The sequence below is a fragment of the Pseudorhodoplanes sinuspersici genome (assembly GCF_002119765.1).
In the GTDB taxonomy this organism is placed as follows: domain Bacteria; phylum Pseudomonadota; class Alphaproteobacteria; order Rhizobiales; family Xanthobacteraceae; genus Pseudorhodoplanes; species Pseudorhodoplanes sinuspersici.
Window position 1 is genome coordinate 3,576,822 of the sequence record NZ_CP021112.1, and the last position, 26,132, is coordinate 3,602,953.

A 26,132-nucleotide genomic window follows, 5' to 3' on the forward strand; every position below is an offset into this window, starting at 1 on the left:
GTGAGATGTATCGGGTCACGAACATTAAGCCCGCCGGTTCCTGGGTGATGGCCGAGGCTGTCGACCGTGTCACCCTCGATGCGGATGATCGTACGCGCCGCCGTATCGTGCTGACTGGCGAAAACGGCACACAGTTTCTGCTCGATTTTGTAAGCCCGGTGACTTTGCATCACGGCGACGGGCTGGTGCTGGATGACGGCTCCATCGTTCTGGTGGCCGGCATGCCGGAGCCGCTGGCGGAAATCGCTGCCTCGTCGCCGCGCGAATTCGTGCGTCTCGCCTGGCATCTCGGCAACCGGCACACCGACGTGCAGATCACAGGTTCACGCATTCGCATCCGACGAGATCATGTGCTGGAGGATATGATGCGCGGGCTCGGCGCGACGGTGACTTTGATCGATGCGCCGTTCGAGCCGCATGCGACGGTGCCGCACAGCCATGATCATGAGCACGCGCATCACCATCATCACGGTGATCATCACGGCCACGACCATGAGCGGTAGGAAGAGAAATTTGCCGCTGCGGAAAAAGGGAGAGCGGCAGGAGCGCAAGCAGTCGCGGCATGTTTACCTCACCCCTTGTGGGGGAGGTCGACCGCCGGAGCCAAGCGACGGCGGGCGGGAGGGGAATATCCGTGATCAGGCGCAGCCTCTAGCCACCCCCCTCCCTAACTCACCCCCACAAGGGGGGAGTGAACTGTCCGGTGATCGTGGAGGGAGTGCATTCCTCTATCGCCTGATGGCGTGGCTGTCGCCGTCCTATCCCGTCGGCGCATTCTCCTATTCCAGCGGCATCGAATGGGTGGTGGAAGCCGGGGATATCAAAGATGCAGCGACGCTGATCGACTGGCTTTCGCTGATGATGAGCAACGGCGCAGGATTTTGCGACGCCGTGCTGTTCGTGCATGCGCATCGCGCGACATCGGATGATAATGAAGCCGCGTTGCGCGACGTGGCCGAACTGGCCGCGGCTTTCTCGCCGACCAAGGAGCGTCATCTCGAAACCACGGCGCAGGGGCGGGCCTTCATCGATGCCACCCGCGCGGCCTGGGCGTGCGAGAGCCTGTCGCTGCTGGCAAAGGCGTGGGATGGCCCGGTCGCTTATCCCGTCGCGGTCGGCGTCACTTGCGCGGGCCACGGCATGACGGTGGACGTCGCGTTACCGGCTCTCCTTCACGCGGTCGCGGCCAACTGGATTTCCGCCGGCGTGCGGCTGATCCCGCTCGGGCAGACCGACGGCCAGCGCGTGCTGGCAGCGCTGGAGCCGGTAATCGTTGTCACAGCGGCGAGGGCGCTCACGTCATCGCTGGACGATATCGGCAGCGCCACGTTCCGCGCCGATCTCGCTTCGATGCGACATGAGACACAATATACGAGGTTGTTTAGATCATGACTCTCCACTCGTCGTCGCCGGGCTTGACCCGGCGATCCCGATCAGGGACGCACAACCTTGCCCTCCTAAGCGGGGTGGCAGGGTCAAGCCCGGCCATGACAAACAACAGAGTAGTCGCATGAGCAAGAACCCAAACGGTCCGTTGCGTGTTGGTGTCGGCGGTCCGGTCGGCTCCGGCAAGACTGCGCTGATGGACGCGCTGTGTAAAAAGCTGCGCGATAAATACGAGATCGCTGCGATTACCAACGACATCTACACGAAATGGGACGCCGAATATCTCGTTCGTTCCGGTGCACTGGCGCCCGAACGCATCGCCGGCGTCGAGACGGGCGGTTGTCCGCACACGGCCATTCGCGAAGATGCCTCGATCAATCTGGCTGCGGTCGCCGACATGCGCGTAAAGTTTCCGGAGCTTGATCTCGTGCTGATCGAATCCGGCGGCGATAATCTCGCGGCGACGTTCTCCCCAGAACTCGCCGATCTCACCATTTACGTGATCGACGTCGCCGCCGGCGACAAGATCCCGTCAAAGGGCGGTCCCGGCATCACCCGTTCTGATCTTCTGGTCATCAATAAGATTGATCTCGCGCCTTATGTCGGGGCATCGCTCGAGGTGATGGACCGCGACGCCAAGAAGATGCGCAACACCCGGCCGTTCGTGTTTGCCAATATGCACGAGGGCAAGGGGGTGGACGAAATCGCCAAGTTCATCGAGGAGAAGGGTGGGCTGGGGCACTAACGGTTTCATCCAAGACTTTCGTCATCGCCGGGCTTGACACCGCAAGTCAGGTTTACCTGACTTGCGGCTTCTTATGTGGGCGCAACTCGCGTATACGCGAGTTGCATTGCGATCCCGATAAGGGACGCAAGTGCTCTCCTAAGCGGGATGGCCGGGACAAGCCCGGCCATGACATGATGCATTTTATCCCCCCATCACCTCGCTCCTCAACCAATTCCACGCCCGCAAGCCGGCGCGGATCTGGTCGCTGATCGTCACCCTCTACGGCGACGCCATCGTACCGCGCGGTGGATCGCTATGGATCGGTTCGCTGATAGAGATCATGGCGCTGTTCGGGATCGACGCCGGACATGTGCGCACGGCGGTATCGCGATTGTCGTCGGATGGCTGGCTGTCAAGCACCAAGCGTGGCCGCGCCAGCTATTACCGCCTGTCGCATGTTGGCGAGGACGAATTCCTGCAAGCCACGCAGCGCATCTATTCGTCCATTCCTGTCAGGCACGGCGCATTGCGCGTGGCCTTGATCGGTCCGGCCGTGACCGATGCCGCAGCCTTGCGAACCAGATTGAAAGCAGCCGGTTTTGCGCCGGTGTCGCCGGCCATCCATGTCGGTCTTGGAAGTCCGCCATCGGAATTGCGGGCGGCAGGTCTGTTCGTCCTGACGCCGGAGGAGAAGGACCAGCGCGATCTTGCCGGAGCGGCATGGCGGCTGGACGAGATAGCGCAGGGCTATCGCGACTTCATCGCGCAGTTCTCACCTTTGGCGGTCCTGCTCGACAGGCAGGCGCTGAAGGACGACGAAGCATTGGTTGCGCGCACGCTGCTGATCCACGCCTTCCGTCGTGTCGTGTTGCGCGATCCCGCCTTGCCGGCCGATCTGTTGCCGCAGGACTGGAGCGGCGAGGCCGCGCGGGCGCTTGCCGGTCGCATCTATGCGGCCGTCGTCGCCCCGTCGGAGCGCTTTCTCGACGCGCATGGGCAGAACGAAGAAGGGCCTTTGCCGCCGCCAGACGCCCGTTTTCACAAGAGATTTTCAAGCTGAATCAGTCAGTTAGGATCTTCCCTTAGAAACATTACGGAAAATATTGACGTCAGATAATTTTGTAATATTATAAGTGTTCTCAAATCCGAAGATCGGGCGTTAACCCGGCGGAAGGCGAAGTAAAACAGCGCCAGAGGAACGCTATGTACACGCAATCGCTGAACACGCGCGAAGCGCATGCTGCCGAAGATCCTGTCCGCGAAGCACGCTTTCAGGCCCGTGTCGACGCCGAAGAAAAAATCGAGCCGAACGACTGGATGCCCGAAGGCTATCGCAAGACACTCGTGCGGCAGATTGCGCAACACGCGCATTCCGAAATCGTCGGCATGCATCCGGAAGGAAACTGGATCACCCGTGCGCCGTCATTGAAGCGTAAGGCCGCTCTGCTGGCCAAGGTGCAGGACGAGGGCGGTCATGGCGCGTATCTTTATGCGGCCGCCGAAACGCTTGGCGTTTCGCGCGAAGAACTTGTCGAACAACTCCTCAACGGCAAGCAGAAATATTCCTCGATCTTCAATTATCCGACGCTGAGCTGGGCGGACATGGGCATCATCGGCTGGCTGGTCGATGGCGCGGCGATCATGAACCAGATTCCGTTGTGCCGTTGCTCCTATGGTCCTTATGCGCGGGCGATGATCCGCATCTGCAAGGAAGAGAGTTTCCATCAGCGTCAGGGCTACGAGATCATGGTGACGCTGTGCCGTGACGGCACGCCCGAGCAGAAGGCGATGGCGCAGGAAGCGCTGAACCGCTGGTGGTGGCCGGTGCTGATGATGTTCGGGCCGTCGGACAAGGATTCGCAGCACACCGACAAATCGATGCGTTGGAAGATCAAACGCTTCACTAATGACGAGCTGCGGCAGAAATTCGTCGATGCCACGGTGCCGCAGGGGCACTATCTCGGGTTGACCTTCCCGGACGCCGATTTGAAGCTCAACGAGGAGACCGGGCACTGGGAGTTCGGCGAGATCGACTGGGCCGAATTCAAGCGCGTCATTGCCGGGGATGGCCCCTGCAATCGACAGCGCATGAAACAGCGCAAGGATGCCACCGAAAATGGCGTCTGGGTGCGCGAAGCGGCGCTGGCCTATGCGGAAAAGCGCAAGGCGCGGCGTGATGCAGCGATGCGCATTGCAGCGGAGTGATTCGAATGACCGAAAAGAATATCCCGCTCTGGGAAGTGTTCATCCGCAGCCGTACCGGGCTCGCGCATCGTCATGTCGGCTCCGTGCATGCCGCCGATGCCGAAATGGCCTTGCAGAATGCGCGCGATGTCTACACGCGGCGCGGCGAGGGGCTGTCGATCTGGGTAGTGCCGTCGTCTGCGATCACGGCGTCTGATCCCGTCGACAAGGATACGCTGTTCGAGCCGACCGCGTCGAAAATCTACCGACATCCGACCTTCTACGAAGTGCCGGATGAGGTTGGCCATATGTGATGCGGGCCTTCATGGTTTGAGACGCGATGCTGCGCATCGCTTCTCACCATGAGGGTGAAGAACTCAAATCCTCATCCCGAGAAGCATTGCGAAGCAATGCGTCTCGAAGGATGAGAGCCGAGGTGCAAATGACCGAAACCCCGCTTTTCGCCTACACGCTGCGGCTTGCCGATAATGCGTTGATCCTCGGTCATCGCGTGTCGGAATGGGTGGGTCATGCGCCGGTGCTGGAAGAAGACCTTGCGCTGGGCAATCTGGCGCTCGATCTGATCGGCCAGGCGCGGTCGTTCTACACTTATGCCGGCGAGATCGAGGGGAAAGGTCGCGACGAGGACGCGCTCGCTTATCTCCGCGACGCCGGTGGCTATCGCAACATTCTGCTGGTCGAGCAGCCGAACGGCGACTTCGCGCAGACCATCGTTCGGCATTTGCTCTATTCCGCTTTCGCCCATCCCTATTTCGAGGCGCTTGCGCGCTCGAAGGATGAAACGCTCGCGGCCATTGCCGCCAAGGCGGTCAAGGAAATGGCCTATCATGTCCGCCACACCGCCGAATGGACCATCCGTCTCGGCGATGGCACCGACGAAAGCCACCGGCGCGCGCAATCTGCGCTTGATGAATTGTGGCCCTTCACCGGCGAATTGTTCGAAACTGATCAGGTCGAACGCGCGCTGATCGATGCCGGTATCGCCGTCGATCCTTTGAACATCCGCGCGCGCTGGTCGAAGATGCTGGATGAAGTGTTTGACGAGGCGACGCTGGTGCGTCCAAGCGACGGTTATATGCAGAGTGGCGGCCGCAGCGGCCGGCATAGCGAGCATCTCGGCTATGTCCTGACCGAGCTGCAATTCCTCCAGCGCACCTATCCGGGAGCGAAGTGGTGATTGCGATGGTAAAGGGCACGCCCATAGCCAAGACTCTACCTCCCCCTGAAAAGGGGAGGTCGGATCGCGCAGCGATCCGGGCGGGGGTCATGCCGGCTTCTGAAATGGACCCCCACCCCAACCCTCCCCCTTCCAGGGGGAGGGAGAAGAGAGAGCGTGACGACGCTGACGCGGATGACCTTCGCGCGCTCGCCTGGAAAGCCGCTGCCTCTGTCGTCGATCCGGAAATACCGGTGCTCTCGATCGCCGATCTTGGCGTGTTGCGCGATGTGCAGATCGTTGATGGCACGGCCGAGGTAACGATCACGCCGACCTATTCCGGCTGCCCCGCGATGAATCTGATCGCACTGAATGTCGAGCTGGCTTTGGAAGAAGTTGGCTTCGTCACGCCGCGCATCAAGACGGTGCTATCGCCGGCCTGGACCACGGATTGGATGACCGAGAAGGGTAAAGAGACGCTCCGCAAATACGGCATCGCGCCGCCGGCCGGCAAGGCCTCGCGCCGCGCTCTATTCGGCGAGGATCAAGTTGCTTGCCCGCACTGCGCGTCAACGGACACAGAACGCATTTCTGAATTCGGTTCGACTGCCTGCAAGGCGCTCTGGCGTTGCCGCGCCTGCGCCGAACCGTTCGATTATTTCAAATGCATATGAGACAGCCATGGCCGTCGAATTCCATAAGCTGACCATTGCCGATGTCCGCCGCGAGACGCCGGAGGCCGTGTCGATCGCCTTTGCGGTGCCGCCGGAGCTCATGAACGATTATCGTTTCAGCCCGGGGCAGCATTTAACGCTCCGTCAGGAATGCGACGGACAGGACATCCGGCGCTCCTATTCCATCTGTGCCGGTCTCGACGATGGCGAGTTGCGTGTCGCCGTCAAGAAGGTTGAAGGCGGTGTCTTCTCCACGCTTTGCAACGACGCGATCAAGCCCGGCGATGTGATCGATGTGATGACACCGCAAGGCCGCTTCGGTGTCATGCCGAACCCCGACGCATCGCGGAATTATCTCGCCATTGCCGCAGGTTCCGGCATCACCCCGATCCTGTCGCTGCTGCGCAGCACATTGACGCGCGAGCCGAACAGCCGTTTCGCGCTGATCTATGGCAACCGGACAACCAAGAACATCATCTTCAAGGAAGCGCTGGAGGACCTGAAGGACCAATTCCTTGACCGTCTCGTCGTCCACCACGTGCTGTCGCGCGAGCAGCAGGATATCGATCTGTTCAACGGCCGTATCGATGCCGACAAGATCGAGACGCTACTGAAATCGTTCGCGCCCGCGGACGAGATTGATCATGCATTCCTGTGCGGTCCCGGCGCGATGATCGAGGAGGCGAAGACGACGCTGCTCAGGCTCGGCACGCCTGATACCAAGATTCACATCGAGTATTTTTCGACGGATGGCTTGCCGATTGCGCCTCGCCGCGCGGTCCATGCCGATGCCACGAGCGAGGATAAACCGGTCGCGCAGGCGCGGATCACGCTGCATGGCTCAGCTTACAATGTCCCGATGTTCGATGGCGAAACGGTGATCGAAGCCGGCGAGCGGGTCGGACTGGAAATGCCCTATTCGTGCCGTGGCGGCATGTGCTGCACCTGTCGCGCCAAGCTCGTCTCAGGCGAGGTCGATATGGAGCTGAATTATTCGCTCGAGCCGTGGGAGATGGAAGCTGGCTATGTGCTGACCTGTCAGGCGCGGCCGCTGACCAAGGAAATCGTCGTCGATTACGACGAGGTTTGATGTATCCCTGTCCGCTCATTCCCGCACCCGGGGGCTGTGCGTCGCGCAGCCCGAGTGTAAAACTCCGGCGGAAATCCAGCGCAAAAGATTCTGGGCCCCCGCTTTCGCGAGGACAAGCGGTGCTGTAGCTACGCCCTCCGCTTGGTCTTCGTTTGCGCCGGCACAGTCAGCGCTTGCGCGCCTTCCAGCAAAACAGTCGTTGCCAAGTCGGCATAGGCTTCGCGGCTCATCACGCCCTGTTCGCGAAACCACATGTAATGCCAGTTGAGCATGCCGAACAGCGACATGGTCACGGGCTTCAGCAGCTCCTTGCTGCGCGCAATGGCCGGCAGCGCGTCGGCAATAGCCTCCGCAAAAACCGCAACCAGCTCACGTTCCATGCCGACCAATGCCTCGTGCCGATCCTCCGGCAGCTTCGACATCTCGTTGATCTGGATTTTGTGCTCGTGATCGGCATCGCGGTAAGCTTCGAGCAGTGCGCCAACGAGGCCGCGCAATCGCACACGCGGCTCGAGTGAACGGTCAACCGCATTCACCGCATCGATCAGAGCCTGCAGATGCTCACGAAGGATGTCGAAGAGCAGTGTCTCCTTGCCGACATAATAGTGGTAGAGCAGGGCCTTCGACACGCCGCAGGCCGCCGCGACTTCCGCCATCGAGGTTCGGTCGAAACCGTTCTTCGCAAACAATCCCGCCGATTGCGCGAGGATCGCACGGCGCTTGATGTCGTGATCGGCGGAGCGGGGACGGGCCATTTACTTGCACCACTCTCTGTTCTCCCTCCCCCCTTGCGGGGGAGGGTTGGGGAGGGGGGCAAGCGGCAAACCTTGTGCTTGCGATTTACCCCCCTCCCGACCGTCTTCGCTTTCAGCTTCGGCGGTCGACCTCCCCCGCAAGGGGGGAGGTAAGAAGGAGTTGGCGGCGCGCATTACTTCGGTCTCTTGTCCACGACACGCCGCGCTTTGCCGGCCGAGCGCTCGATTGTCCCCGGATCGCGGACCATGACGCTGATGCCGATGCCGATCGTGTTGCGGATATGCATGGCGAGCGCCGCGGCTTCGGCATTGCGTGTCGTGGCCTCACCGCAATCGGGCCGCGCCTCAACAAAGATCGTCGCGACGTCCAGCCGCTCTTGGCGCGACAATTCGATCAGGTAGTGCGGTGACAACCCCTGGCAGCGCAAAAGCAATTCCTCGATCTGGGTCGGAAACACGTTGACGCCGCGGATGATCATCATGTCGTCGGAGCGGCCGGTGACCTTCTCCATGCGGCGATGCGTTCGCGCGGTGCCCGGCAGGAGGCGCGTGAGGTCGCGCGTGCGATAGCGGATCACCGGCAAACCTTCCTTGGTCAGCGTGGTGAAGACGAGTTCGCCCTTCTCGCCGTCTGGCAGCGGATTGCCGCTCTCCGGATCGATCACTTCGGGATAGAAATGGTCCTCCCAAATATGCAGGCCGTCTTTCGTTTCGACGCATTCGTTGGCGACGCCAGGTCCCATCACTTCGGACAGGCCGAAGATATCCACCGCGTCCATCGCGAAGGCCTCTTCGATCTCGCCGCGCATCTGGTTGGTCCAGGGCTCGGCGCCGAAAATGCCGATCGACAAAGACGACTCGCGCGGATCAAGGCCCTTGGCGCGGAATTCATCGAGGATCGCCAGCATGTAGCTCGGCGTCACCATGATGATGTCGGGCTTGAAATCGCAGATGAGCTGGACCTGCCGCTCGGTCATGCCGCCGGACACCGGAATCACTGCGCAGCCGAGTCTTTCCGCACCGTAGTGCGCGCCAAGCCCGCCGGTGAACAGACCATAGCCATAGGCGATATGCACCTTCATGCCCGGCCGTCCGCCCGATGCTCTGATCGAGCGCGCCATCAGGTTCGCCCAATTGTCGATATCGGCCTGTGTATAGCCGACCACGGTCGGTTTTCCGGTCGTGCCGGATGACGCATGAATGCGGACGATCCTGTCCTGCGGTACCGCGAACATGCCAAACGGATAATTTTCGCGCAGGTCCGCCTTGGTCGTGAACGGAAATTTGGCGATGTCTTCGAGCCGCTTGAAATCCTGCGGCTTCACGCCAGCGGCATCGAATTTCTTCCGGTATGCCTCGACGTTGTCGTAAGCGTGCTTCAGCGACCAGGCGAGCCGCTCCGTCTGCAGCGCCGCGATCTCGTCGCGCGAGGCAGTTTCGATCGGTTCAAGTCCGTAAGGCTTGTAGGATGCATCGACCATAGCGTTTCCTCAATCGCGCATTTTTCCTTTGCCTCATCGCGTGTCGAGAGACCGCCTGCGGCGGCTGCTCGGCATGAGGCCGGAGTTTTCTTGTTTTAATCTCTTCGCTAACGCTCACGACCGCTCTCCGGACAACAATGTGCCTTCGATCGTTCGCGAATGGCCGCGAAATTCGGCAATGACGGCGCCGTCGTCGCGCGTGACCGTGATGTCGTAAATGCCGGAGCGGCCGAAGCGCTGCTGTTCCACCGCATGCGCCGTCAGCCGGTCGCCGAGCTTGCCCGGTGCGATGAATGTCACGGCACAATGCTGGGCGACTGCCCGCTGGTTGTAGGTGTTGCAGGCAAAAGCAAAGGCGGAATCGGCCAGCGTGAAGATGAAACCGCCATGACAGATGTTATGGCCGTTGACCATCTTGTCGGTGATGGTCATGGCCAGCACGGCACGGCCCGGCTCGACCGAGATCAACTGCATGCCAAGACCCTTGCTCGCGGAATCGTCCGCCCACATCTGCTCGGCGCAGGCGCGGGCCAGTTCACCGGCATCCATGATCAGGAGCCTTTCTTGCCGGTGAAATTCGGTGCGCGCTTTTCCATGAAGGCCTTCACGCCTTCGGCATAATCGGGGCTCGATCCGGCCGAGCGCTGCAGATCGCGTTCGAGATCGAGTTGCGTTTTGAGATCGTTGGTTTCGGAGGCGTCGAGCGCGCGCTTGATCAGCGACAGGCCGTAGGTCGGCCCGGCGGCAAGGCGCTCGCACAATTCATTGCCCTGACCGATCAATTCGTCATCGGGATAGCATTCCCAGATCAGGCCCCAGTCTTTCGCCTTCTGGGCCGGTAGCGGTTCGGCCAGCAAGGCTAGACCGCGCGCGCGGGCCGGGCCGACCAGCCGCGGCAAGAACCAGGTGCCGCCGGAATCCGGCACAAGCCCGATTTTGGAAAAGGCCTGCAGGAAGGTTGCCGATTGGGCGGCCACCACGATGTCGCAGGCGAGCGCGATATTGGCGCCGGCACCGGCGGCAACGCCGTTCACCGCGGCAACGACGGGAAAGGGCAGGTCGCGCAGTTTGCGGATCAAGGGGTTGTAGAATTCCTCGAGCGTGCCGCCGAGCACGATCGTTTCGCCGGGCTTGGCCAGCCGGTCGTTCAGGTCCTGACCGGCGCAAAATCCACGCCCTGCGCCTGTGATCATCAGGGCGCGGCAGGTGGAATCGGCCTGCGCATCGTCAAGCGCGGCTTTCAGCGCGTGATGCATACTCTCGGTAAATGAATTCAGCCGCTGCGGCCGGTTCAGCGTGATGACGCGATAACCCTGCCGCTTGTCGACGAGAATGGGACTCTCGTCCATTTGCTGGTCCTCCCTAACCCCGGCGCTTTTGCGCTCCATTCTTTTAATGTCCCTCAAACTGGAATTTGAAGAGGGATGCGACCGACAGGCACTTGACTGACCGGACGGTCGGATAATTAATATGGGTCTCGAATTCGGGTGTCAACGCAGCCGGGCCGCAAGGCGAACAGGATGCGGCCCCGCCGGGAGGAAACAGTATGAGTTTTTTCGAGGCGCATCGCGCGCTGCTCGACGAGGCCGTTAACGCCTGCCGCACACGTGCCTATTGGAGCGCGTTTCCGGAAATCGCCAGCGGCAGGATCTATGGTGAAACCGCCAAGGCCGACGGCGAAGCCGCGTTCAAGGCGATGCTGGGCAAGCCGTTCGATCTTGGTCAGCCCGGCGGGGCGCAGGTTGGCAAGGAAGTCTCGCCTTACGGCATGCCGCTCGGCACGACTTACGCAGCAGCGGATGTGGACGCGATCGTCAATGCATCGCTGAAAGCGGGCGAGGGCTGGGCGCAGGCGTCGATTGAGGATCGCGTCGGTGTGTGCCTTGAAATCGTCGATCGCATCAACAAGCAAAGCTTCCTGATGGCCAACGCGGTGATGCACACCACGGGACAGGCCTTCATGATGGCGTTTCAGGCCGGTGGCCCGCACGCGCAGGACCGTGCACTCGAGGCCATCGCCTATGCCTATGAGGAGATGAATCGTGTCCCACGTTCGGTGAACTGGACCAAGCCGCAGGGCAAGGGCGATCCGATCGTTCTCGACAAGACCTGGCGCATCGTGCCGCGCGGTATCTCGCTGGTGATCGGTTGCGCGACCTTCCCGACCTGGAACGGTTATCCGGCGATCTTCGCCAGCCTCGCCACGGGCAACAGCGTGATCGTCAAGCCGCATCCCGGCGCGATCCTGCCGCTCGCCATCACCGTGAAGATCGGCCGCGACGTGCTGAAAGAGGCGGGTTTCGATCCGAATGTCTTGATGCTGGCACCGGACAATGCCGATGCGCCGATCACGCAGGATCTTGTGACGCATCCCGGTGTTGCGATCGTCGATTTCACCGGCTCGCCGGCCTTCGGCCAGTGGGTGCGGGAGAATGCCGGCACCGATCTCGTCTTCACCGAGGAGGCGGGGATCAACTCCATCGTCATCGATTCGACACACGATTTCCGCGGTATGTGCTCCAATATCGCGTTCTCGCTGTCGCTCTATTCGGGGCAAATGTGCACCGCGCCGCAGAATATTTTCGTGCCGTCGGGCGGCATCGAGACGAATGACGGGCATAAGAGCTTCGACGATGTCGCGGGCGGCGTCGCGACCGCGATCGACAAACTGCTCGGCGATCCCGACCGCGCAGCAGCGATCCTCGGCGCCGTACAAAACGAAGCGACAGCCAAGCGTGTCGACGAGGCGCGCAAGCTTGGCCGCGTTGTCCGCGATTCAGCACCCGCACCCGTCGCCGGCTTTGATCAGGCGCGCACGGCGTCGCCGCTGTTGCTGGCCGTCGATGCCAAGGATGATCGCGCCTGGGGCGAGGAGCGTTTCGGCCCCATCGCCTTTGTGATCCGCACGGAATCGACTGAAGACTCGATCATCCTCGCAGCGCAATCGGCCAAGCGCAAAGGCGCGATCACAGCCTCGGTTTATTCGACGAATGACCGCGTGATCGACAAGGCGGCGGATGCCTTTGCGCGCGCTGGTGTCGCATTGTCCGTTAACTTGACCGGCGGCATCTATGTCAATCAGTCGGCGGCATTCTCGGATTATCATGTCTCCGGCGCCAATCCGGCCGGCAATGCCTGCCTGACCGACTCGGCCTTTGTCGCCAATCGTTTCCGCGTCGCTCCGTTGCGGCGCCAAAAAGCCGCTTAAAGAAAAACCAACGTCAAAAAATATCCATGGGAGGATATAAGATGAGACTTGTAGTCAGACTGCTGGCAACTGCGGCAGCAATGGTGCTGTCGGTGCCCCTTGCACAGGCGCAGCAGGCGCCGATCAAGATCGGATCGGTGTTGTCGGTGACCGGTGGCGCGTCATTCCTCGGCGATCCCGAGAAGAAGACGTTGGAAATGTATGTCGCCGACATTAACGCCAAGGGCGGCATCAACGGTCGCAAGGTCGAGGCCATCATTTATGACGATGCCAGCGACCCCAATCAGGCGCGCACTTTCGCGACCCGCCTGATCGAGCAGGACAAGGTCGATGCGCTGCTCGCAGGTTCCACCACGGCCAGCACGATGGCGATCATTCCGCTGGCGGAAGACGCAGAGATTCCGCTGATCAATTTTGCCGGCGCGGTGCAGGCGGTGACGCCGGTCAAGAAATGGAATTTCAAGACCCCGCATACCGATCTCATGGCCTGCGAGAAGATTTTCGAGGACATGAAGAAGCGCAATCTCACCAAGATCGCGATGATCTCCGGCGCCGATGCCTTCGGAAAATCGATGCGCGACCAATGCATGACCGTGAACAAGAAATATGGCATCGAGGTCCTTCACGAGGAAACCTATCAGCCGCGCGACAACGACATGACCGCGCAGCTCACCAACATCAAGGGCAAAGCCGGCGTGCAGGCGGTGCTCAATCCGGGCTTCAGCCAGGGGCCGGCGATTGTCACCCGCAACTACAAGCAGCTCGGCATTCCCTATCCGCTCTATCAGAGCCATGGCGTCGGCACGAAGCAGTTCATCGAACTTGCCACACCGGCTGCCGCTGAAGGCGTGCGTCTGCCGGCTGCCGCGCTGCTTGTCGCCGACAAGCTGCCGGACAGCGATCCGCAGAAGAAAGTCGTGACCGAATACAAGAAAACCTACGAGGCCAAGACCGGTCAGCCGGTCTCGACCTTCGGCGGACACATGTATGACGGCCTGATGATCCTGGTCGAGGCGATGAAGCGCGCGGGCGGCCCCGACAAGGCCAAGGTGCGCGACGAGATCGAGAAGACCAAGAACTTCATGGGCACCGGCGGCGTCGTCAACATGTCGCCGTCCGATCACCTCGGTCTCGATCTGTCGGCCTTCCGTATGCTGGAGATCAAGAACGGCGACTGGACGGTTGTGAATTAGGGCACAAGAAGCCTAGAGACGCGTCATGGCCGGGCTTGTCCCGGCCATCCATCTTGCTTGAGACGAAGGGAAGACGTGGATGCCCGCAACAAGTGCGGGCATGACAGAGTCAGCACAGCGGCAAGGCAATGCCCGAATTTCTCCAATTCCTCTTTTCCGGCCTGACCATCGGCGCGATCTATGCCCTGGTCGCGCTGGGATTCACGCTGATCTACAACGCCTCCGACGTGATCAATTTTGCGCAGGGCGAATTCGTCATGATCGGCGGCATGGTGACCTTCTTCGCCGTCGCAGCCGGCATCCCGCTGCCGATCGCGGCATTGATCGCGCTCGTGACGGCCATCGTCATCGGCATGCTGCTGCATCTCCTGGCGATCGAACCGGCCAAGGGCGCGTCGCCGGTGACGCTGATCATCATCACCATCGGCGCTTCGATCCTGCTGCGCGGTGTCGCGGCGGTGGTGTTCGACAAGAATTATCATTCCTATCCGCCATTCGCAGGCAGTGATCCGATCCAGATCGGCGGTGCGACGGTGTTGCCGCAGAGCCTGATCGTGCTGCTCGGCACGTTGCTGATCGTCGTCGCGCTGTGGGTGCTGACGACCAGGACCATGATCGGCAAAGCGATGACCGCAACCGCGACCAATAGGCTCGCAGCGCGGCTCGTCGGCATCAACACGGCGCTGATCGTCGGCCTGTCTTTTGGCGTCTCGGCGGCGATCGGCGCGATCGGCGGCATTCTGGTGACGCCGATCACGCTGACGAATTACGATGTCGGTACGCTGCTGGCATTGAAGGGCTTTGCCGCGGCGATGCTCGGCGGCATGGGCCATCCCGTCGGCGCCGTTGTCGGCGGTCTGATTGTCGGACTGCTGGAGACCTTTGGCGCCGGCTATATTTCTTCCGCCTACAAGGATGCGATCGCCTTCCTTGTCATTCTCGCTGTGCTGTTCGTCATGCCGCAAGGTTTGTTCGGCCGCGCCGGCGTCGAGCGTGTGTGACATGACAAGCCTCTGGCGAACATATGGTGCCGTGCTGATTGTGGCTGTCGTGGTCGCAGCGCTGCCGTACATCGTGCCGTCGACATTTTATCTCCGCATCGCCGCGCTGGTTTTCATTTTCAGCATCGCCGTTCTGGGGCTGAACCTGTTGATGGGATTTGCCGGGCAGGTGAGCCTTGGTCATGCTGGCTTCTTCGGCATCGGTGCTTACGCCGTTGCCGTTGCGCCGACGCATTTCGGTATGCCTGGCTGGCTTGCCTTGATTCTCGGCGTTGCTTTGGCCGGGTTGCTCGCGTTTATCATCGGCCGGCCGATCCTGAAGCTAAAAGGTCATTATCTTGCGGTGGCGACGCTCGGCATGGGCATTCTCATTGCGATGGTGTTCACCAATGAAGCGCGCTTCACGGGGGGCCCGGACGGCATGGCGGTGCCGCGACTGGTGCTGTTCGGTTGGGTCGCGCGCGGTTCCGTCACCTGGTACTGGATTTCCGGTTGCACGCTGGTGCTGGCGGTGCTGCTTGCGGTCAATCTGATCGATAGCCCGACTGGCCGCGCCTTGCGCGCCATCCATGACAGCGAGGTCGCCTCGCGCGTGCTTGGGATCGACGTCGCGCGCTACAAGCTGATCGCGTTTGTGTTGTCAGCGATCTATGCCGCACTCGCCGGCGCCTATCTTGCGCTGTTCGATGGTCTGGTGACCCCGGCGACGGCCGGCTTCCTGCGCTCGATCGAATTCGTCACCATGGCGGTCCTCGGTGGTCTCGGCTCGATCCTCGGCAGTGTGGTCGGCGCGGCTTTGCTGACAATCCTGCCGCAGATGCTGACGGTGTTTCACGATTACGAGCATATCGCGCTCGGTCTGATCATGATCGTGTTCATGATCTTCCTGCGGGCCGGTATTGTGCCGAGCGTCGCGAACCTGTTCCGGCGGAGGACGTCATGAGCGTTCTCGCCGCAGACGATCTCGGAGTCCAGTTCGGCGGCCTGAAAGCAGTCGATGGCGTGACCTTTTCCGTCAATCAGGGCGAGATCTTCGCCATCATCGGCCCAAATGGCGCCGGCAAGACCACCTTGTTCAATCTGATCTCCGGTCTCTACGTGCCGTCGCGTGGCAAGGTGATGCTGAACGGGCAGGATGTCACCAATCTGCCGGCGCATCTTCTGGCGCGGCGCGGCCTGTCGCGCACGTTCCAGAATTTGCAGATTTTCTTTCGCATGACGGCCGCGGAAAATGTGATGGTCGGCTGCCATCTGCATGAGAATCGCAATGTGCTGGCGCATTTGTTGCGGCTGCCCTCGGTCATCTCCCAGAACCGGAAGTCGCGACAGCGGGCGGACGAATTGCTGGCGCTGGTTGGCCTGAGCGGGCTTGCCGACCGTCCCGCCGGCGAATTGCCCTATGGCGCGCTGAAGCGTCTTGAGATCGCGCGCGCCCTCGCGGCCGAGCCGCAAGTGTTGCTGCTCGACGAACCCGCAGCAGGCTGCAATGCGGTCGAGACCGCCGAGGTCGATGCGGTGATCCAGAAGATCGCGGCACAGGGGATCACCGTGGTGCTGGTTGAGCATGACATGAAGCTGGTGATGAAAATCTCCAATCGCATCCATGTGCTCGACCAGGGGCGCACCCTGGCGCAGGGAACGGCACAGGAGATCCGCGCCAATCCGGCCGTGATCGCCGCTTACCTTGGCGCGCAGGCGAGCGAGGAAGTTGGTCAGGAGATTGTGCAGGAGGTCAGCGATGCTGATCGTTGACAATCTGTCGAGCCGCTATGGCCGGATCGAAGTGCTGCATGGCCTCTCGCTCGAGGTGAAGCAGGGCGAGATCGTCACGCTGGTCGGCAGCAACGGCGCCGGCAAGACGACGTTGCTGCGCGCGATTTCAGGCGTGCAGCCGATGTCCGGCGGCTCGGTGAAATTCCTTGGCCAGCCGATCGACCGTCTTGCGCCGCATGTTCGCGTGGCGCAGGGTATCGTACAGGTGCCGGAAGGGCGGCAGGTCTTCTCGCCCTTGTCGGTCGAGGACAATCTCAAGCTCGGTGCTTGGTCGCGCAAGGACGGTGAGGTCGCGACCGATATCGAGGGCGTCTACGCGACGTTCCCAGTGCTGGCTGAGAAGCGGCATTTGCCGGCCGGCGCGCTGTCTGGCGGCCAGCAGCAGATGCTGGCGATGGGGCGTGCCTTGATGGCGCGGCCGAAACTGATGCTGCTCGACGAGCCGTCGATGGGTCTCGCGCCCATTCTGGTCGATCAGATTTTCGCGATCATCGGCGGCCTCAAGCGGCAAGGCATTACGGTGCTGCTGGTCGAGCAGAATGCCTATGCGGCGCTGGCCATTGCCGATCGCGGTTATGTCATCGAAACCGGCCGCATCTCGCATACCGGCACCGGCCGCGAATTGCTGAATGATGCGCGCGTGCGGACGGCGTATCTTGGGCTTTAGCCGTCCCGGAATGACGAACTCACCCGATCGGCAATCGCGGGTCGTGCTTTAAGGTCTCGAGTACGATGCTGGACTTCACGCGCTCGACCGACTCGTGCGGCAGCAGCACGTCATTGACCAAAGCCGACAATGCCGGAAGATCTTTCACGGCAACCTTCAGCAAATAGTCGGAATCTCCCGTCAGCGCGTGTGTTTCCTGGATTGCGGGGAGTCTTGCGACGAGATCTCGGAAACGAGCCGCGTTGTTGCGTGAATGGGTGGCGAGCGCGACGAAGATAAAGACGGTGATGCCGAAGCCAAGCTTTACGGGATCGAGATCGGCACGATAGCGCCGGATCACTCCGGCTTGCTCAAGCCGCTGGCGGCGACGTGAACATTGCGACGGCGACAGATGCACCGCTTCTGCCAACTCCTGATTGGTCATGGCTCCATTGTCCTGAAGAGCCGAAAGGAGTTTGAGATCGGCCGAATCGAGAGTGACTGATTCTTGCATAAAAACCGTCATTTTCGCGGAAATCATGTATACAATAAGCAATATTGGCGAATTTTGCACGGGAATTGTGCGGCCGCTGGCTTACGATTGCGGCAACGATAAAGTGTATTTCAGGTGAGGAGACACCATGGGACCATTCCCCCACGATGCGCCGGCTGCCATCATTTCCGACGAGAATCCGATGGGGACGGACGGGATCGAATTCGTCGAATTTGCCCATCCTGATCCTGAACAGCTCGAAGCCGTCTTCCGAAGCATGGGCTTCCTGCCGGTCGCCCGGCATCGCTCGAAGAATGTCACGCTATGGCGGCAGGGCGATGTGAATTTCGTCGTCAACGCCGAACCGGATTCCTTTGCGCAACGCTTCGCTTCTGAACACGGTCCTTGCGCTTGTGCCATGGCGTTTCGCGTGGTCGACGCGCGGTATGCTTATGAGCGCGCGTTGTCGCTGGGCGCTGAGGCCGGCGAAACGCGCGTGCGCGCCATGGAGCTCAATATTCCCGCCATCAAGGGAATTGGCGGTTCGCTTCTGTATTTCGTCGACCGTTATGGCGACAAAGGCTCGATCTGGGATGTGGATTTTATCTGGACCGGCGAGCGCAATCCAAAGCCGGAACAGGCAGGTCTCTATTATCTCGATCACCTGACCCACAATGTGCGGCGCGGACGCATGGATCACTGGGCCGGCTGGTATCAGAAACTGTTCAATTTCCGCGACATCCGCTTTTTCAATATCGAAGGAAAGCTCACCGGCCTCGTGTCCCGCGCGATGACCTCGCCATGCGGCAAGATCCGTATCCCGATCAACGAGTCGCTGGATGACAAGTCGCAGATCGAGGAATATCTGCGCGAATATCGCGGCGAGGGCATTCAGCACGTGGCGATGGGCTGTCGGGACATTTACGACAGCGTCGCGAAACTGACGGCGAATGGCCTGCCCTTCATGCCGTCACCGCCTGTGACCTATTACGAAAAGATCGATCAACGCGTGCCTGGCCACGGCGAGGCAGTGCAGAAGCTGCGTGACAGCGGCGTTTTGATCGACGGCGAAGGCGTCGTCGACGGCGGTTCGACCAAGGTGCTGCTGCAGATCTTCTCCGGCACCGTGCTGGGGCCGATCTTTTTCGAATTCATCCAGCGCAAGGGCGATGACGGCTTCGGGGAAGGCAATTTCCGCGCCTTATTTGAGTCCATTGAAGAGGATCAGATCCGGCGGGGCGTGCTGAAGCCCGAACAAAGTGCGGTTGAGGGATAGTCACTCCGGGACACTTGCCGAAGGCAAAGACGCTTACGTGTCTTCCCTCATTCCTCTCAGGAGCTGCAACATTTGCTCGCGCGCATCGGGCCCAAGTTTTTCGGCGAGCCGTGCCTCGTGCTTGGCGGCCAGCGCCTTGGCGCGCTTCAGCAGTTATTGCCCCTCGCGCGTCAATTGCAGGGCATGCGTGCGCCGGTCGGTCGGCGAGGGCAGGCGTTCGGTCAGGCCACGTTTTTGTAAATGATCCAGCATATGCACCAACCGCGCACGCTCGATGGCCAGCCGCTCCGCCAGCTCCGCCTGCGACAGGCCCGGATTGGCGCCGATCACCACCATCACCGAATATTGCGCCGGCCGCAGGTCGATCGCCGACAGCGTCTTGATGAAATCCTGGAACACCCACACCTGCGCACGGCGCAGGAAATAGCCAAGATGCTGCGTCAGCACATCGAGATCGATCTCGCGCCGGTTGCGCCGCCCCGATTGCGATGCAGCAACGGACGAGCCCGGTAAGGTACCGCCTTTAATGGCGCCCTCGGTCATGATCTGCTTCCTCCCGCCGGGTCTTAAGTATTAAGGCTGAAAAACCCAGCCCGGCATTATTGTTGTTGACGACATTGATTGTAATAAACAACAATTATAGGAAAGCGGAAAGGGGTTAGCTGGCCGGGCGTCGTCATGACGCCGCAGAGCCGGGTCAGCCCATTGCAAGTTGACTGCAACAATAAGAAAAGGGGACCCAACATGGGTCTCTTGTAGGGACCGGAAAGGGAGGAGTTCGAAATGAGCCGCAAATTCCATCAATCGGGCGTTTCACGCCGCACGTTCGCCGCTGGCCTTGGCGCCGCGGGTCTCGTCGCCGGCACCGCGCCGTTCAACATCGTCCGCGGGCAGGGCGCGGCCCTGAAGGTCGGCGTGCTGCTGCCGCGTTCGGGCGTGCTGGCCGGCATCGGTCAGGACTGCCAGCGCGGCGTCGACGTTACGCCGGGTCTTCTGAAGGACATCGGCATGCCGGCCCTTCAGATCATCAACGGCGATACCGAATCGGACGTGCAGATCGCGCGCGCCCAGGCCGAAAAGATGATCAATGAAGGCGTTCAGCTCCTGGTCGGCGCGTTCGATTCCGGTCAGTCGACTGCGATCGCGCAGGTCGCCGAGCAGCGCGGCATTCCCTACATCATCAACATCGCTGCGGCCCCGCCGATCACCGAACAGGGCTACAAGTTCGTCTTCCGCAATTTCCCGGTCGCCAGCCGCATCCTCATCGATGCGTTCGAGAACCAGAAGGAAATCTTCGAGCAGACGGGCAAGACCCCAAAGACCGTCGCGCTGATGCATGTGAACGACACCTTCGGCGTATCGATGCAGAAGGGCATGGCCGCGGTGCTCGAAAAGATCCCCATGCCGTATAAGATCTTGGATACGATCTCCTATGATCCGAAGGCGCGCGACCTGTCGGTCGAAGTCGCCAAGGCAAAGGGCACCGGTGCCGAAGCGCTTCTCGTCGTCAGCCGTCTCAATGACGCGATCCTGGTGACTCGCGAACTGATCAAACAGCGCTGGGACGGCATGGGTGTGCTCAGCATGGGCCCAGGCTGGTACGAGGACCAATATATCAAGACGCTCGGCAAGATGTCGGATGGTCCGATCAGCTTCGTGCCGTGGTACGACCCGACCAAGAAGCTGACCAAGGCGCTGACGGCTGCGCTCGCCAAGGCACATCCGGATGTGAACCTGAATACCAATCAGGTCTACACCTTCGAGGCTCTGCTGACCGCCGCCGACGCTTACAAGCGCGCCGGTTCGACCGATCCGAAGGCTTTGGCCGATGCGATCCGCACCACCAACATCACGGATAACGTCTCTACCGGCCCCGGCATCATGTTCAACGAGAAGGGCCAGAACGACAAGCTGCGCAATTCGGCCATCCAGAACCGCGGCGGCAAACTGGTCACCGTTGCGCCGAAAGGGGCGACCGACGCCACCGTTGCGTGGCCGGCGCCGTCCTACACGAAGCGCTAATCTCTCTTTGTCGATAGCGCCTCGGCCGCAACGCGGCCGGGGCGCCTTCTTCGCGGGACGCTATCTTGCCAACAGACATTTATTTCAACGTCGCCATCAGCGGTTTGCTGACCGGGCTGATCTATGGCCTCAGCGCGCTCGGGTTATCGGTCATTTTCGGCGTCATCCGCATCGTCAATTTCGCGCATGGCGAGCTAATGGTGCTCGGCATGTTCGTCACGCTGGTGCTGTTCCGGCAGCTCGGCATCGATCCGTTGCTGGCGATACCGGTTGTTGCGGTGGCGCTGTTCGGGTTCGGTTATCTCTTGCAGGACTGGGTGGTGCGTCGCGTCGCCCATCTTCATGACTATTTCCAGTTTCTGTTGATGGCGGCGATTGCGGTTATGCTGATCGCGGTGTGTCTGATGGTGTTCGGTCCCGACGCGCAGGGCGTGAATGTCTCTTACGCCTATGATTCATTCGCAGTCGGGCCGCTGATCATCGACAAAGTGAGGGTCTATGCCGGCATCGCTGCCCTGGTCGCGTCGGCGGCAATGTTCGCCTTCTTCAAATACACCGACACCGGCAAGGCGATCCGCGCCTGCGGCGACAATTACACCGGCGCTCTGGTGGTCGGGCTGAACGTGCGGCATCTGTTCGCGCTGACCTTCGCGATCGGTTGCGCCTGCATCGGTGCGGCGGGCGCAATCATGCTTCTGATCGTCGACGTCCATCCCTATCTCGGGCCGCCCTATACGCTGCTGGCCTTCATTGTCGTCATTCTCGGCGGCATGGGCAGTCTGCCGGGCGCGCTCCTGGGTGGCATCCTGATCGGCATGTCGGAGGCGATGGCCGGCATCCTGCTGCAGCCGTCCCTGAAGACCGCCTTCAGCTTCGGGCTGCTTATTCTCGTCCTGTTGTTCCGTCCGCAGGGTCTGCTCGGGAAAGTGCAGCGATGAACCGTTTGTTCGAGGGCGTGCCCGCGCACGGACTTGTACTGCTTGCGGTGTTCGCGGCAGCGCTCATTGCAGCGCCGTTCCTGGTCAGCAATTACATCCTCAGCGTTCTCATCATCGTTCTCTACTTCGCCTATATCGGCCAGGCCTGGAATCTGATGCTGGGCTTTGCGGGATTGCTGTCGCTCGGCCATGCGCTGTTCGTCGGCATCGGCGCTTATGCCAGCGCGGCGCTGTTCATCCATTTCGGCGTTCCGCCGGTGATCGGCGTATTCGCCGCGATTGCCTTGTCGGTGCTGATGGGGTGCCTGATCGGCTATCTCGGCTTTCGTTTTGCGATCCACGGCGTTTATTTCGCGTTGCTGACCATCGCCTTCGCCGAATTCACCGGCATCATGGTCGATCACACCCGCTGGCTCGGCAGCACCGAAGGATTGTTCCTCCCGGTGTCGAACCGTTCCGGCGTCGATCTGATCAATCTGCGCGGCACGCCGGTGATGTTCTATTACGTCATCCTGACGATGACCGGTGTTGCCCTGGCGCTGTGCCGCTGGTTGCTGAATTCCAAGCTTGGCTATTACTGGCAGGCGATCCGCGAGGATCAGCAGGCCGCAGAAGCGAGCGGCATTCATCTCTTCAAATACAAGATGATCGCAGTGGCGATTTCGTCGGGCCTCACGGGCATCGCCGGCGTCTGGTACGCGTTCTATTATAACAACCTGTTTCCCGAGGCGACGTTCGGCACCAACCGCTCGATCGAGATGATCCTGGCTCCCATCGTCGGCGGGGTCGGGACGTTGTTTGGCCCGATCATCGGCGCTTTCATCCTCACGCCGCTTGGCGAAACGCTGACCGGCCTGACCGAAGGCGTCAAGATCGATGGTATCAAGCAGTTCTTCTGGGGCCTGTGCGTTGCGTTGATCGTGCTCTATCGGCCGTCGGGCGTGTGGCCCTGGATTTCCAGCTTGCTCAAGTTGGATCGCAAGCCGGGAGACAAGTCATGAGTTCCGCGGCATCGCTTTCCGTCCGGGGCATTTCAAAAAGCTTCAGCGGCCTGAAGGCCGTTGAAAATGTCACCTTCGACGTCGTGCCCGGTTCGATCCAGGCGCTGATCGGCCCGAACGGAGCCGGCAAGACCACGATCTTCAACATGATTGCCGGCGTATTCCGGCCGGATACCGGCGATGTGTTTCTCGACGGCCAGTCACTGCTTGGCAAGCGGCCGGATCAGATCTGCCGGGCCGGCGTCGGGCGCACCTTCCAGATCGTGCGTCCCTTCAACGACCTGACGGTCGAGGAAAACGCCGCCATTGGTGCGCTGACCTGGACCGACGACGTCAAGGAAGCGCGCGATTACGCGAACGCGATGCTGGATCTTCTCGGCCTCGGCGACAAGCGCCATGCACGCCCGACCGGGATCACGCTGCCCGATCGCAAATGCCTCGAGGTCGCCCGCGCGCTTGCGACCAAGCCGAAGATCCTGCTGCTCGATGAGGTGATGGCGGGGCTTCGCCCGACCGAAACCGACCGCATGGTCAATGTGTTCCGCAAGCTCAACAGCGACACCGGCCTCACCATTCTCTTGATCGAGCATGTGATGCGCGCGGTGATGGCGTTGTCGGCGCATATCGTGGTGGTGAATTACGGCAAGGTCATCGCGGAAGGTGCGCCGGAAGTCGTGACGCGCAATCCGGACGTTCTGGCGTGCTATCTCGGCGCGGAGGCCGTCCACTGATGCTGAAGGTCGACGAGCTCGATGTATTCTATGGCGACGCGCAGGCGCTCGACGATGTGTCGATCGAGATTCCGAAGGGCGCCATCGTCGCGATTGTCGGCGCCAATGGTGCAGGCAAAACTTCGCTGATCCGCACCATCGGCGGCATGGTTAAGCCGGCACGCGGCCGCATCAGTTTCCACGGCAATGATATTGCCGGCATGCCGAGTTACAAGGTCTGCGATCTCGGCATCGGCCAGGTGGCGGAAGGCCGGCAGATTTTCCCGAATTTGTCGGTGTCGGAAAATCTCGACATGGGCGCGATGCTGCCGCGGGCGCGTGCGACGCGCGCGAAAAACCGCGACCGCGTGCTGGAGATGTTTCCGCGTCTCAATGAGCGCTTGCAACAGGCGGCCGGGACATTGTCCGGCGGCGAGCAGCAGATGCTGGCGATCGGCCGCTGTCTGATGGGCGAGCCTGAACTCGTGATGTTCGATGAGCCCTCGCTCGGCCTGTCGCCGGCCTTGGTACAGGACGTGCTGGCGAGCATTCGCGATCTCAATCGCGATGGGCTGACTTGCGTGCTGGTGGAGCAGAACGTGGCGGTGTCGCTGAAACTGGCGAGCCGGGCTTACGTTCTCGAAAATGGCCGCGTCACCTTGAGCGGCACCGGCGATGAATTGCTGGCTGACGATCGCGTGCGTCAGGCTTATTTGGGGATGTAATAGAGAGCGACCGGCTCGCTAGCGCCGCATCAGCGAATTGAGCGCCGCAACGCGAACCGTCAATGGCGCTTCCGGAAACAGCGAGCGCAGATGGCTCAGCGCCTGCGAGGCCGTGGTCGGCGTCGTATCTCCGAGCGCGCGGGCCATGGCCCGGGCGAGTTGGATCTCTGATTGGCCAGTCATCGCGGCAGGGGCGATGGTCACGTCTCCGAACGGATCGGGCTCGGCAACACGGGCGATCTTGCGGGCGGCGAGGGGCGTCATGGCTTTCCCAAACGAAACGTGAACCGGCACGTTCAACCCGCCATATCTGATTTGGTTCCCCCTTGTGAATCCCCCCAACGCCGGTTTCTCGGCATGGCTGATCACCGGGGACGGAGGCTGCACCGTCAAAATAGTGTCATGCGCTGGCGCCGGCTTGCCAACGCCACAGGCGGGCCGCTAAGCCACTGCCCGGACGTGAAATCCTCATTGCGTTACCGCCAGGAAGGAAAGCCATGAAGCTTTATTATTCGCCGGGTGCCTGTTCGCTGTCTCCCCACATCGTCTTCCGCGAGGCCGGTCTGCCGGTCGAGATCGAACGGGTCGACAACAGGGCCAAGAAGACAGCCAGTGGCGACGACTTCCTGTCGGTCAATCCGCTCGGCATGGTGCCGGTGCTCAAACTCGACAATGGCGAGACGCTGACGGAGGGCCCGGCAATCGTGCAGTATCTTGCCGACATGAAGCCCGAGTCAGGCTTGATGCCGAAGCCAGGTTCGATGGAGCGCTATCGCGTGCTCGAGTGGTTGAATTACATCACGTCCGAACTGCACAAGCAGTTCACGCCGCTGTTCAAGCCGGACACGCCGGACGGATACAAGACGATTGCCAAGGAGAATGTGATCAAGGCGTTCGATCGCATCAATGCGCACCTCGCTGGCAAGCCATATCTGATGGGGGACACTTTTACGGTTGCCGACGCTTATCTGTTCGTCGTCAGCAACTGGGCGCGCTTCCACAATATCGATGTCGCGCAATGGCCAAACCTGAAGGCGTTCCAGGACCGCGTGAAGGCGCGTCCGGCCGTGCATGAGGCAATGAAGGCCGAGGGGTTGATCAAGGCCGCGGCTTGATTGCTCGAGAGGGACAATCTGGCCCCATCCTTCGAGATGGCGGCTTCGCCGCGTCCTCCAGGATGAGGCCGATTGGATTGGCACGTCGCTGGGTCTCGAAGAATTGAGAAGGCACGGAACCGGTCGAGGGGACTATTTTCGCGGAACATGGGTTAACCCCGTACAACATGCGACAATTCCCCTTGAAGGATGCGCAAGATGGTTTCGTTCCGCACAATCCTGGTGGCCTCGACCGTCGTGGTCACCGCAACTCTCCCGCTGACCGCCACTTCGCTGCCGACGTGGAAGCCCAATACCGGAACCGTCCGTTCTGACGAAATTTCAGGCCAGCGCTACAATGAGCGCCGCCCTGTGCGCAGTTACAACGCGCCGGCCTATAGCGATGCGCCGCGCTATTATCGTGGCTCAGCGGACCCATCGATCGGACCGGATGGCAGACCTTATCGCGTCCCGGAATATCTTCGAAACCAGTGCTATGTCGATGACGGCTATGGCCGTTTCTCGGCTTGTTCGAACCGCTGAGCTGGCTCCACGGTGAAATGAACGGCGACGCAGCG

The 26,132-nt window shown here is 61.0% G+C and carries 30 protein-coding genes; 23 read left to right on the forward strand and 7 right to left on the reverse strand.

What is annotated here, in order from left to right; all coding sequences use genetic code 11:
* The first annotated feature begins 5 nt into the window (after positions 1-5).
* The 9 genes from CAK95_RS17345 to paaE all read left to right on the forward strand — a co-directional run bounded on the left by CAK95_RS17345 (position 6) and on the right by paaE (position 7,238).
* A complete protein-coding gene (locus CAK95_RS17345) occupies positions 6-503 on the forward strand; it encodes an urease accessory protein UreE (protein ID WP_086089040.1) in 498 nt (165 codons plus the stop codon).
* Positions 504-696: 193 nt separating this feature from the next.
* Positions 697-1,392 (forward strand): urease accessory protein UreF, encoded by a 696-nt coding sequence (locus CAK95_RS17350; RefSeq protein WP_245303868.1) that lies wholly within the window; start codon positions 697-699, stop codon positions 1,390-1,392.
* A 118-nt stretch (positions 1,393-1,510) separates the two neighbouring features.
* On the forward strand, positions 1,511-2,131 hold the full coding sequence (gene ureG / locus CAK95_RS17355; RefSeq protein ID WP_086089042.1) for an urease accessory protein UreG: 621 nt from the start codon (positions 1,511-1,513) through the stop codon (positions 2,129-2,131).
* A gap of 250 nt (positions 2,132-2,381) precedes the next feature.
* Positions 2,382-3,173, forward strand: coding sequence for a PaaX family transcriptional regulator C-terminal domain-containing protein (locus CAK95_RS17360; protein WP_280949883.1), 792 nt, complete (start codon positions 2,382-2,384; stop codon positions 3,171-3,173).
* A 143-nt stretch (positions 3,174-3,316) separates the two neighbouring features.
* Positions 3,317-4,318, forward strand: coding sequence for a 1,2-phenylacetyl-CoA epoxidase subunit PaaA (gene paaA, locus CAK95_RS17365; protein ID WP_086089044.1), 1,002 nt, complete (start codon positions 3,317-3,319; stop codon positions 4,316-4,318).
* Between the two features lie 5 nt (positions 4,319-4,323).
* Positions 4,324-4,611 (forward strand): 1,2-phenylacetyl-CoA epoxidase subunit PaaB, encoded by a 288-nt coding sequence (gene paaB, locus CAK95_RS17370; RefSeq protein WP_086089045.1) that lies wholly within the window; start codon positions 4,324-4,326, stop codon positions 4,609-4,611.
* Between the two features lie 128 nt (positions 4,612-4,739).
* Positions 4,740-5,495: a 1,2-phenylacetyl-CoA epoxidase subunit PaaC gene (gene paaC / locus CAK95_RS17375; protein WP_245303442.1), complete on the forward strand. Its 756-nt coding sequence runs from the start codon at positions 4,740-4,742 to the stop codon at positions 5,493-5,495.
* 104 nt (positions 5,496-5,599) lie between these two features.
* Entirely contained in the window at positions 5,600-6,148 is a 549-nt protein-coding gene (paaD, locus tag CAK95_RS17380; protein WP_086091489.1) for a 1,2-phenylacetyl-CoA epoxidase subunit PaaD, read from the forward strand.
* Between the two features lie 7 nt (positions 6,149-6,155).
* On the forward strand, positions 6,156-7,238 hold the full coding sequence (gene paaE, locus CAK95_RS17385) for a 1,2-phenylacetyl-CoA epoxidase subunit PaaE (RefSeq protein ID WP_086089047.1): 1,083 nt from the start codon (positions 6,156-6,158) through the stop codon (positions 7,236-7,238).
* Positions 7,239-7,366: 128 nt separating this feature from the next.
* Here the strand turns inward: paaE and CAK95_RS17390 are convergent, their stop codons facing one another.
* From CAK95_RS17390 to paaG, 4 genes are all read right to left on the reverse strand, one after another.
* Entirely contained in the window at positions 7,367-7,993 is a 627-nt protein-coding gene (locus CAK95_RS17390) for a TetR/AcrR family transcriptional regulator (RefSeq protein ID WP_086089048.1), read from the reverse strand.
* A 173-nt stretch (positions 7,994-8,166) separates the two neighbouring features.
* Positions 8,167-9,474 carry a phenylacetate--CoA ligase PaaK gene (gene paaK / locus CAK95_RS17395; RefSeq protein WP_086089049.1) on the reverse strand — a complete coding sequence of 436 codons (1,308 nt, stop codon included), beginning with the start codon at positions 9,472-9,474 and terminating at the stop codon, positions 8,167-8,169.
* Between the two features lie 114 nt (positions 9,475-9,588).
* Complete coding sequence (paaI, locus tag CAK95_RS17400; protein ID WP_183044145.1) at positions 9,589-10,023, reverse strand: hydroxyphenylacetyl-CoA thioesterase PaaI; 435 nt, start codon at positions 10,021-10,023, stop codon at positions 9,589-9,591.
* A 2-nt stretch (positions 10,024-10,025) separates the two neighbouring features.
* Positions 10,026-10,823: a 2-(1,2-epoxy-1,2-dihydrophenyl)acetyl-CoA isomerase PaaG gene (gene paaG / locus CAK95_RS17405; RefSeq protein WP_086089050.1), complete on the reverse strand. Its 798-nt coding sequence runs from the start codon at positions 10,821-10,823 to the stop codon at positions 10,026-10,028.
* A 197-nt stretch (positions 10,824-11,020) separates the two neighbouring features.
* On the opposite strand from paaG, the gene paaN reads away from it, so the two are divergent.
* The 6 genes from paaN to CAK95_RS17435 all read left to right on the forward strand — a co-directional run bounded on the left by paaN (position 11,021) and on the right by CAK95_RS17435 (position 17,316).
* Positions 11,021-12,682, forward strand: coding sequence for a phenylacetic acid degradation protein PaaN (gene paaN, locus CAK95_RS17410; protein ID WP_086089051.1), 1,662 nt, complete (start codon positions 11,021-11,023; stop codon positions 12,680-12,682).
* Between the two features lie 41 nt (positions 12,683-12,723).
* Positions 12,724-13,875, forward strand: coding sequence for an ABC transporter substrate-binding protein (locus tag CAK95_RS17415; protein WP_086089052.1), 1,152 nt, complete (start codon positions 12,724-12,726; stop codon positions 13,873-13,875).
* 128 nt (positions 13,876-14,003) lie between these two features.
* Positions 14,004-14,876 (forward strand): branched-chain amino acid ABC transporter permease, encoded by an 873-nt coding sequence (locus CAK95_RS17420; protein WP_086089053.1) that lies wholly within the window; start codon positions 14,004-14,006, stop codon positions 14,874-14,876.
* Between the two features lies 1 nt (position 14,877).
* Positions 14,878-15,819, forward strand: a complete 942-nt coding sequence (locus CAK95_RS17425) for a branched-chain amino acid ABC transporter permease (protein ID WP_086089054.1) — start codon at positions 14,878-14,880, stop codon at positions 15,817-15,819.
* Entirely contained in the window at positions 15,816-16,628 is an 813-nt protein-coding gene (locus tag CAK95_RS17430) for an ABC transporter ATP-binding protein (RefSeq protein WP_086089055.1), read from the forward strand. The genes CAK95_RS17425 and CAK95_RS17430 overlap by 4 nt, the downstream gene beginning before the upstream one ends.
* The gene (locus CAK95_RS17435; RefSeq protein ID WP_086089056.1) at positions 16,615-17,316 is read left to right on the forward strand and encodes an ABC transporter ATP-binding protein; all 702 of its coding nucleotides are present in this window, start codon (positions 16,615-16,617) and stop codon (positions 17,314-17,316) included. The genes CAK95_RS17430 and CAK95_RS17435 overlap by 14 nt, the downstream gene beginning before the upstream one ends.
* Positions 17,317-17,335: 19 nt before the next feature.
* Here CAK95_RS17435 and CAK95_RS17440 read toward each other — a convergent pair whose 3' ends face one another.
* Positions 17,336-17,809: an Lrp/AsnC family transcriptional regulator gene (locus tag CAK95_RS17440; RefSeq protein ID WP_086091491.1), complete on the reverse strand. Its 474-nt coding sequence runs from the start codon at positions 17,807-17,809 to the stop codon at positions 17,336-17,338.
* 127 nt (positions 17,810-17,936) lie between these two features.
* On the opposite strand from CAK95_RS17440, the gene hppD reads away from it, so the two are divergent.
* Positions 17,937-19,064, forward strand: coding sequence for a 4-hydroxyphenylpyruvate dioxygenase (hppD, locus tag CAK95_RS17445; protein WP_086089057.1), 1,128 nt, complete (start codon positions 17,937-17,939; stop codon positions 19,062-19,064).
* Positions 19,065-19,217: 153 nt separating this feature from the next.
* Here the strand turns inward: hppD and CAK95_RS17450 are convergent, their stop codons facing one another.
* Positions 19,218-19,607 (reverse strand): MarR family winged helix-turn-helix transcriptional regulator, encoded by a 390-nt coding sequence (locus tag CAK95_RS17450; RefSeq protein WP_245303443.1) that lies wholly within the window; start codon positions 19,605-19,607, stop codon positions 19,218-19,220.
* 240 nt (positions 19,608-19,847) lie between these two features.
* Between CAK95_RS17450 and CAK95_RS17455 the strand changes: the two genes are divergently transcribed.
* The 5 genes from CAK95_RS17455 to CAK95_RS17475 all read left to right on the forward strand — a co-directional run bounded on the left by CAK95_RS17455 (position 19,848) and on the right by CAK95_RS17475 (position 24,460).
* Complete coding sequence (locus CAK95_RS17455; protein ID WP_086089058.1) at positions 19,848-21,086, forward strand: ABC transporter substrate-binding protein; 1,239 nt, start codon at positions 19,848-19,850, stop codon at positions 21,084-21,086.
* A gap of 65 nt (positions 21,087-21,151) precedes the next feature.
* On the forward strand, positions 21,152-22,024 hold the full coding sequence (locus tag CAK95_RS17460; RefSeq protein WP_086089059.1) for a branched-chain amino acid ABC transporter permease: 873 nt from the start codon (positions 21,152-21,154) through the stop codon (positions 22,022-22,024).
* A complete protein-coding gene (locus CAK95_RS17465; protein WP_086089060.1) occupies positions 22,021-23,025 on the forward strand; it encodes a branched-chain amino acid ABC transporter permease in 1,005 nt (334 codons plus the stop codon). Before CAK95_RS17460 ends, CAK95_RS17465 begins: the two co-directional genes overlap by 4 nt.
* On the forward strand, positions 23,022-23,756 hold the full coding sequence (locus CAK95_RS17470; RefSeq protein ID WP_086089061.1) for an ABC transporter ATP-binding protein: 735 nt from the start codon (positions 23,022-23,024) through the stop codon (positions 23,754-23,756). The genes CAK95_RS17465 and CAK95_RS17470 overlap by 4 nt, the downstream gene beginning before the upstream one ends.
* A complete protein-coding gene (locus CAK95_RS17475; RefSeq protein WP_086089062.1) occupies positions 23,756-24,460 on the forward strand; it encodes an ABC transporter ATP-binding protein in 705 nt (234 codons plus the stop codon). The genes CAK95_RS17470 and CAK95_RS17475 overlap by 1 nt, the downstream gene beginning before the upstream one ends.
* A gap of 18 nt (positions 24,461-24,478) precedes the next feature.
* Here CAK95_RS17475 and CAK95_RS17480 read toward each other — a convergent pair whose 3' ends face one another.
* Positions 24,479-24,724 (reverse strand): hypothetical protein, encoded by a 246-nt coding sequence (locus CAK95_RS17480; RefSeq protein WP_086089063.1) that lies wholly within the window; start codon positions 24,722-24,724, stop codon positions 24,479-24,481.
* Between the two features lie 233 nt (positions 24,725-24,957).
* On the opposite strand from CAK95_RS17480, the gene gstA reads away from it, so the two are divergent.
* The gene (gstA, locus tag CAK95_RS17485) at positions 24,958-25,575 is read left to right on the forward strand and encodes a glutathione transferase GstA (RefSeq protein ID WP_086089064.1); all 618 of its coding nucleotides are present in this window, start codon (positions 24,958-24,960) and stop codon (positions 25,573-25,575) included.
* A gap of 198 nt (positions 25,576-25,773) precedes the next feature.
* Positions 25,774-26,097, forward strand: a complete 324-nt coding sequence (locus CAK95_RS17490; RefSeq protein ID WP_157699656.1) for a hypothetical protein — start codon at positions 25,774-25,776, stop codon at positions 26,095-26,097.
* Positions 26,098-26,132: the final 35 nt, after the last annotated feature.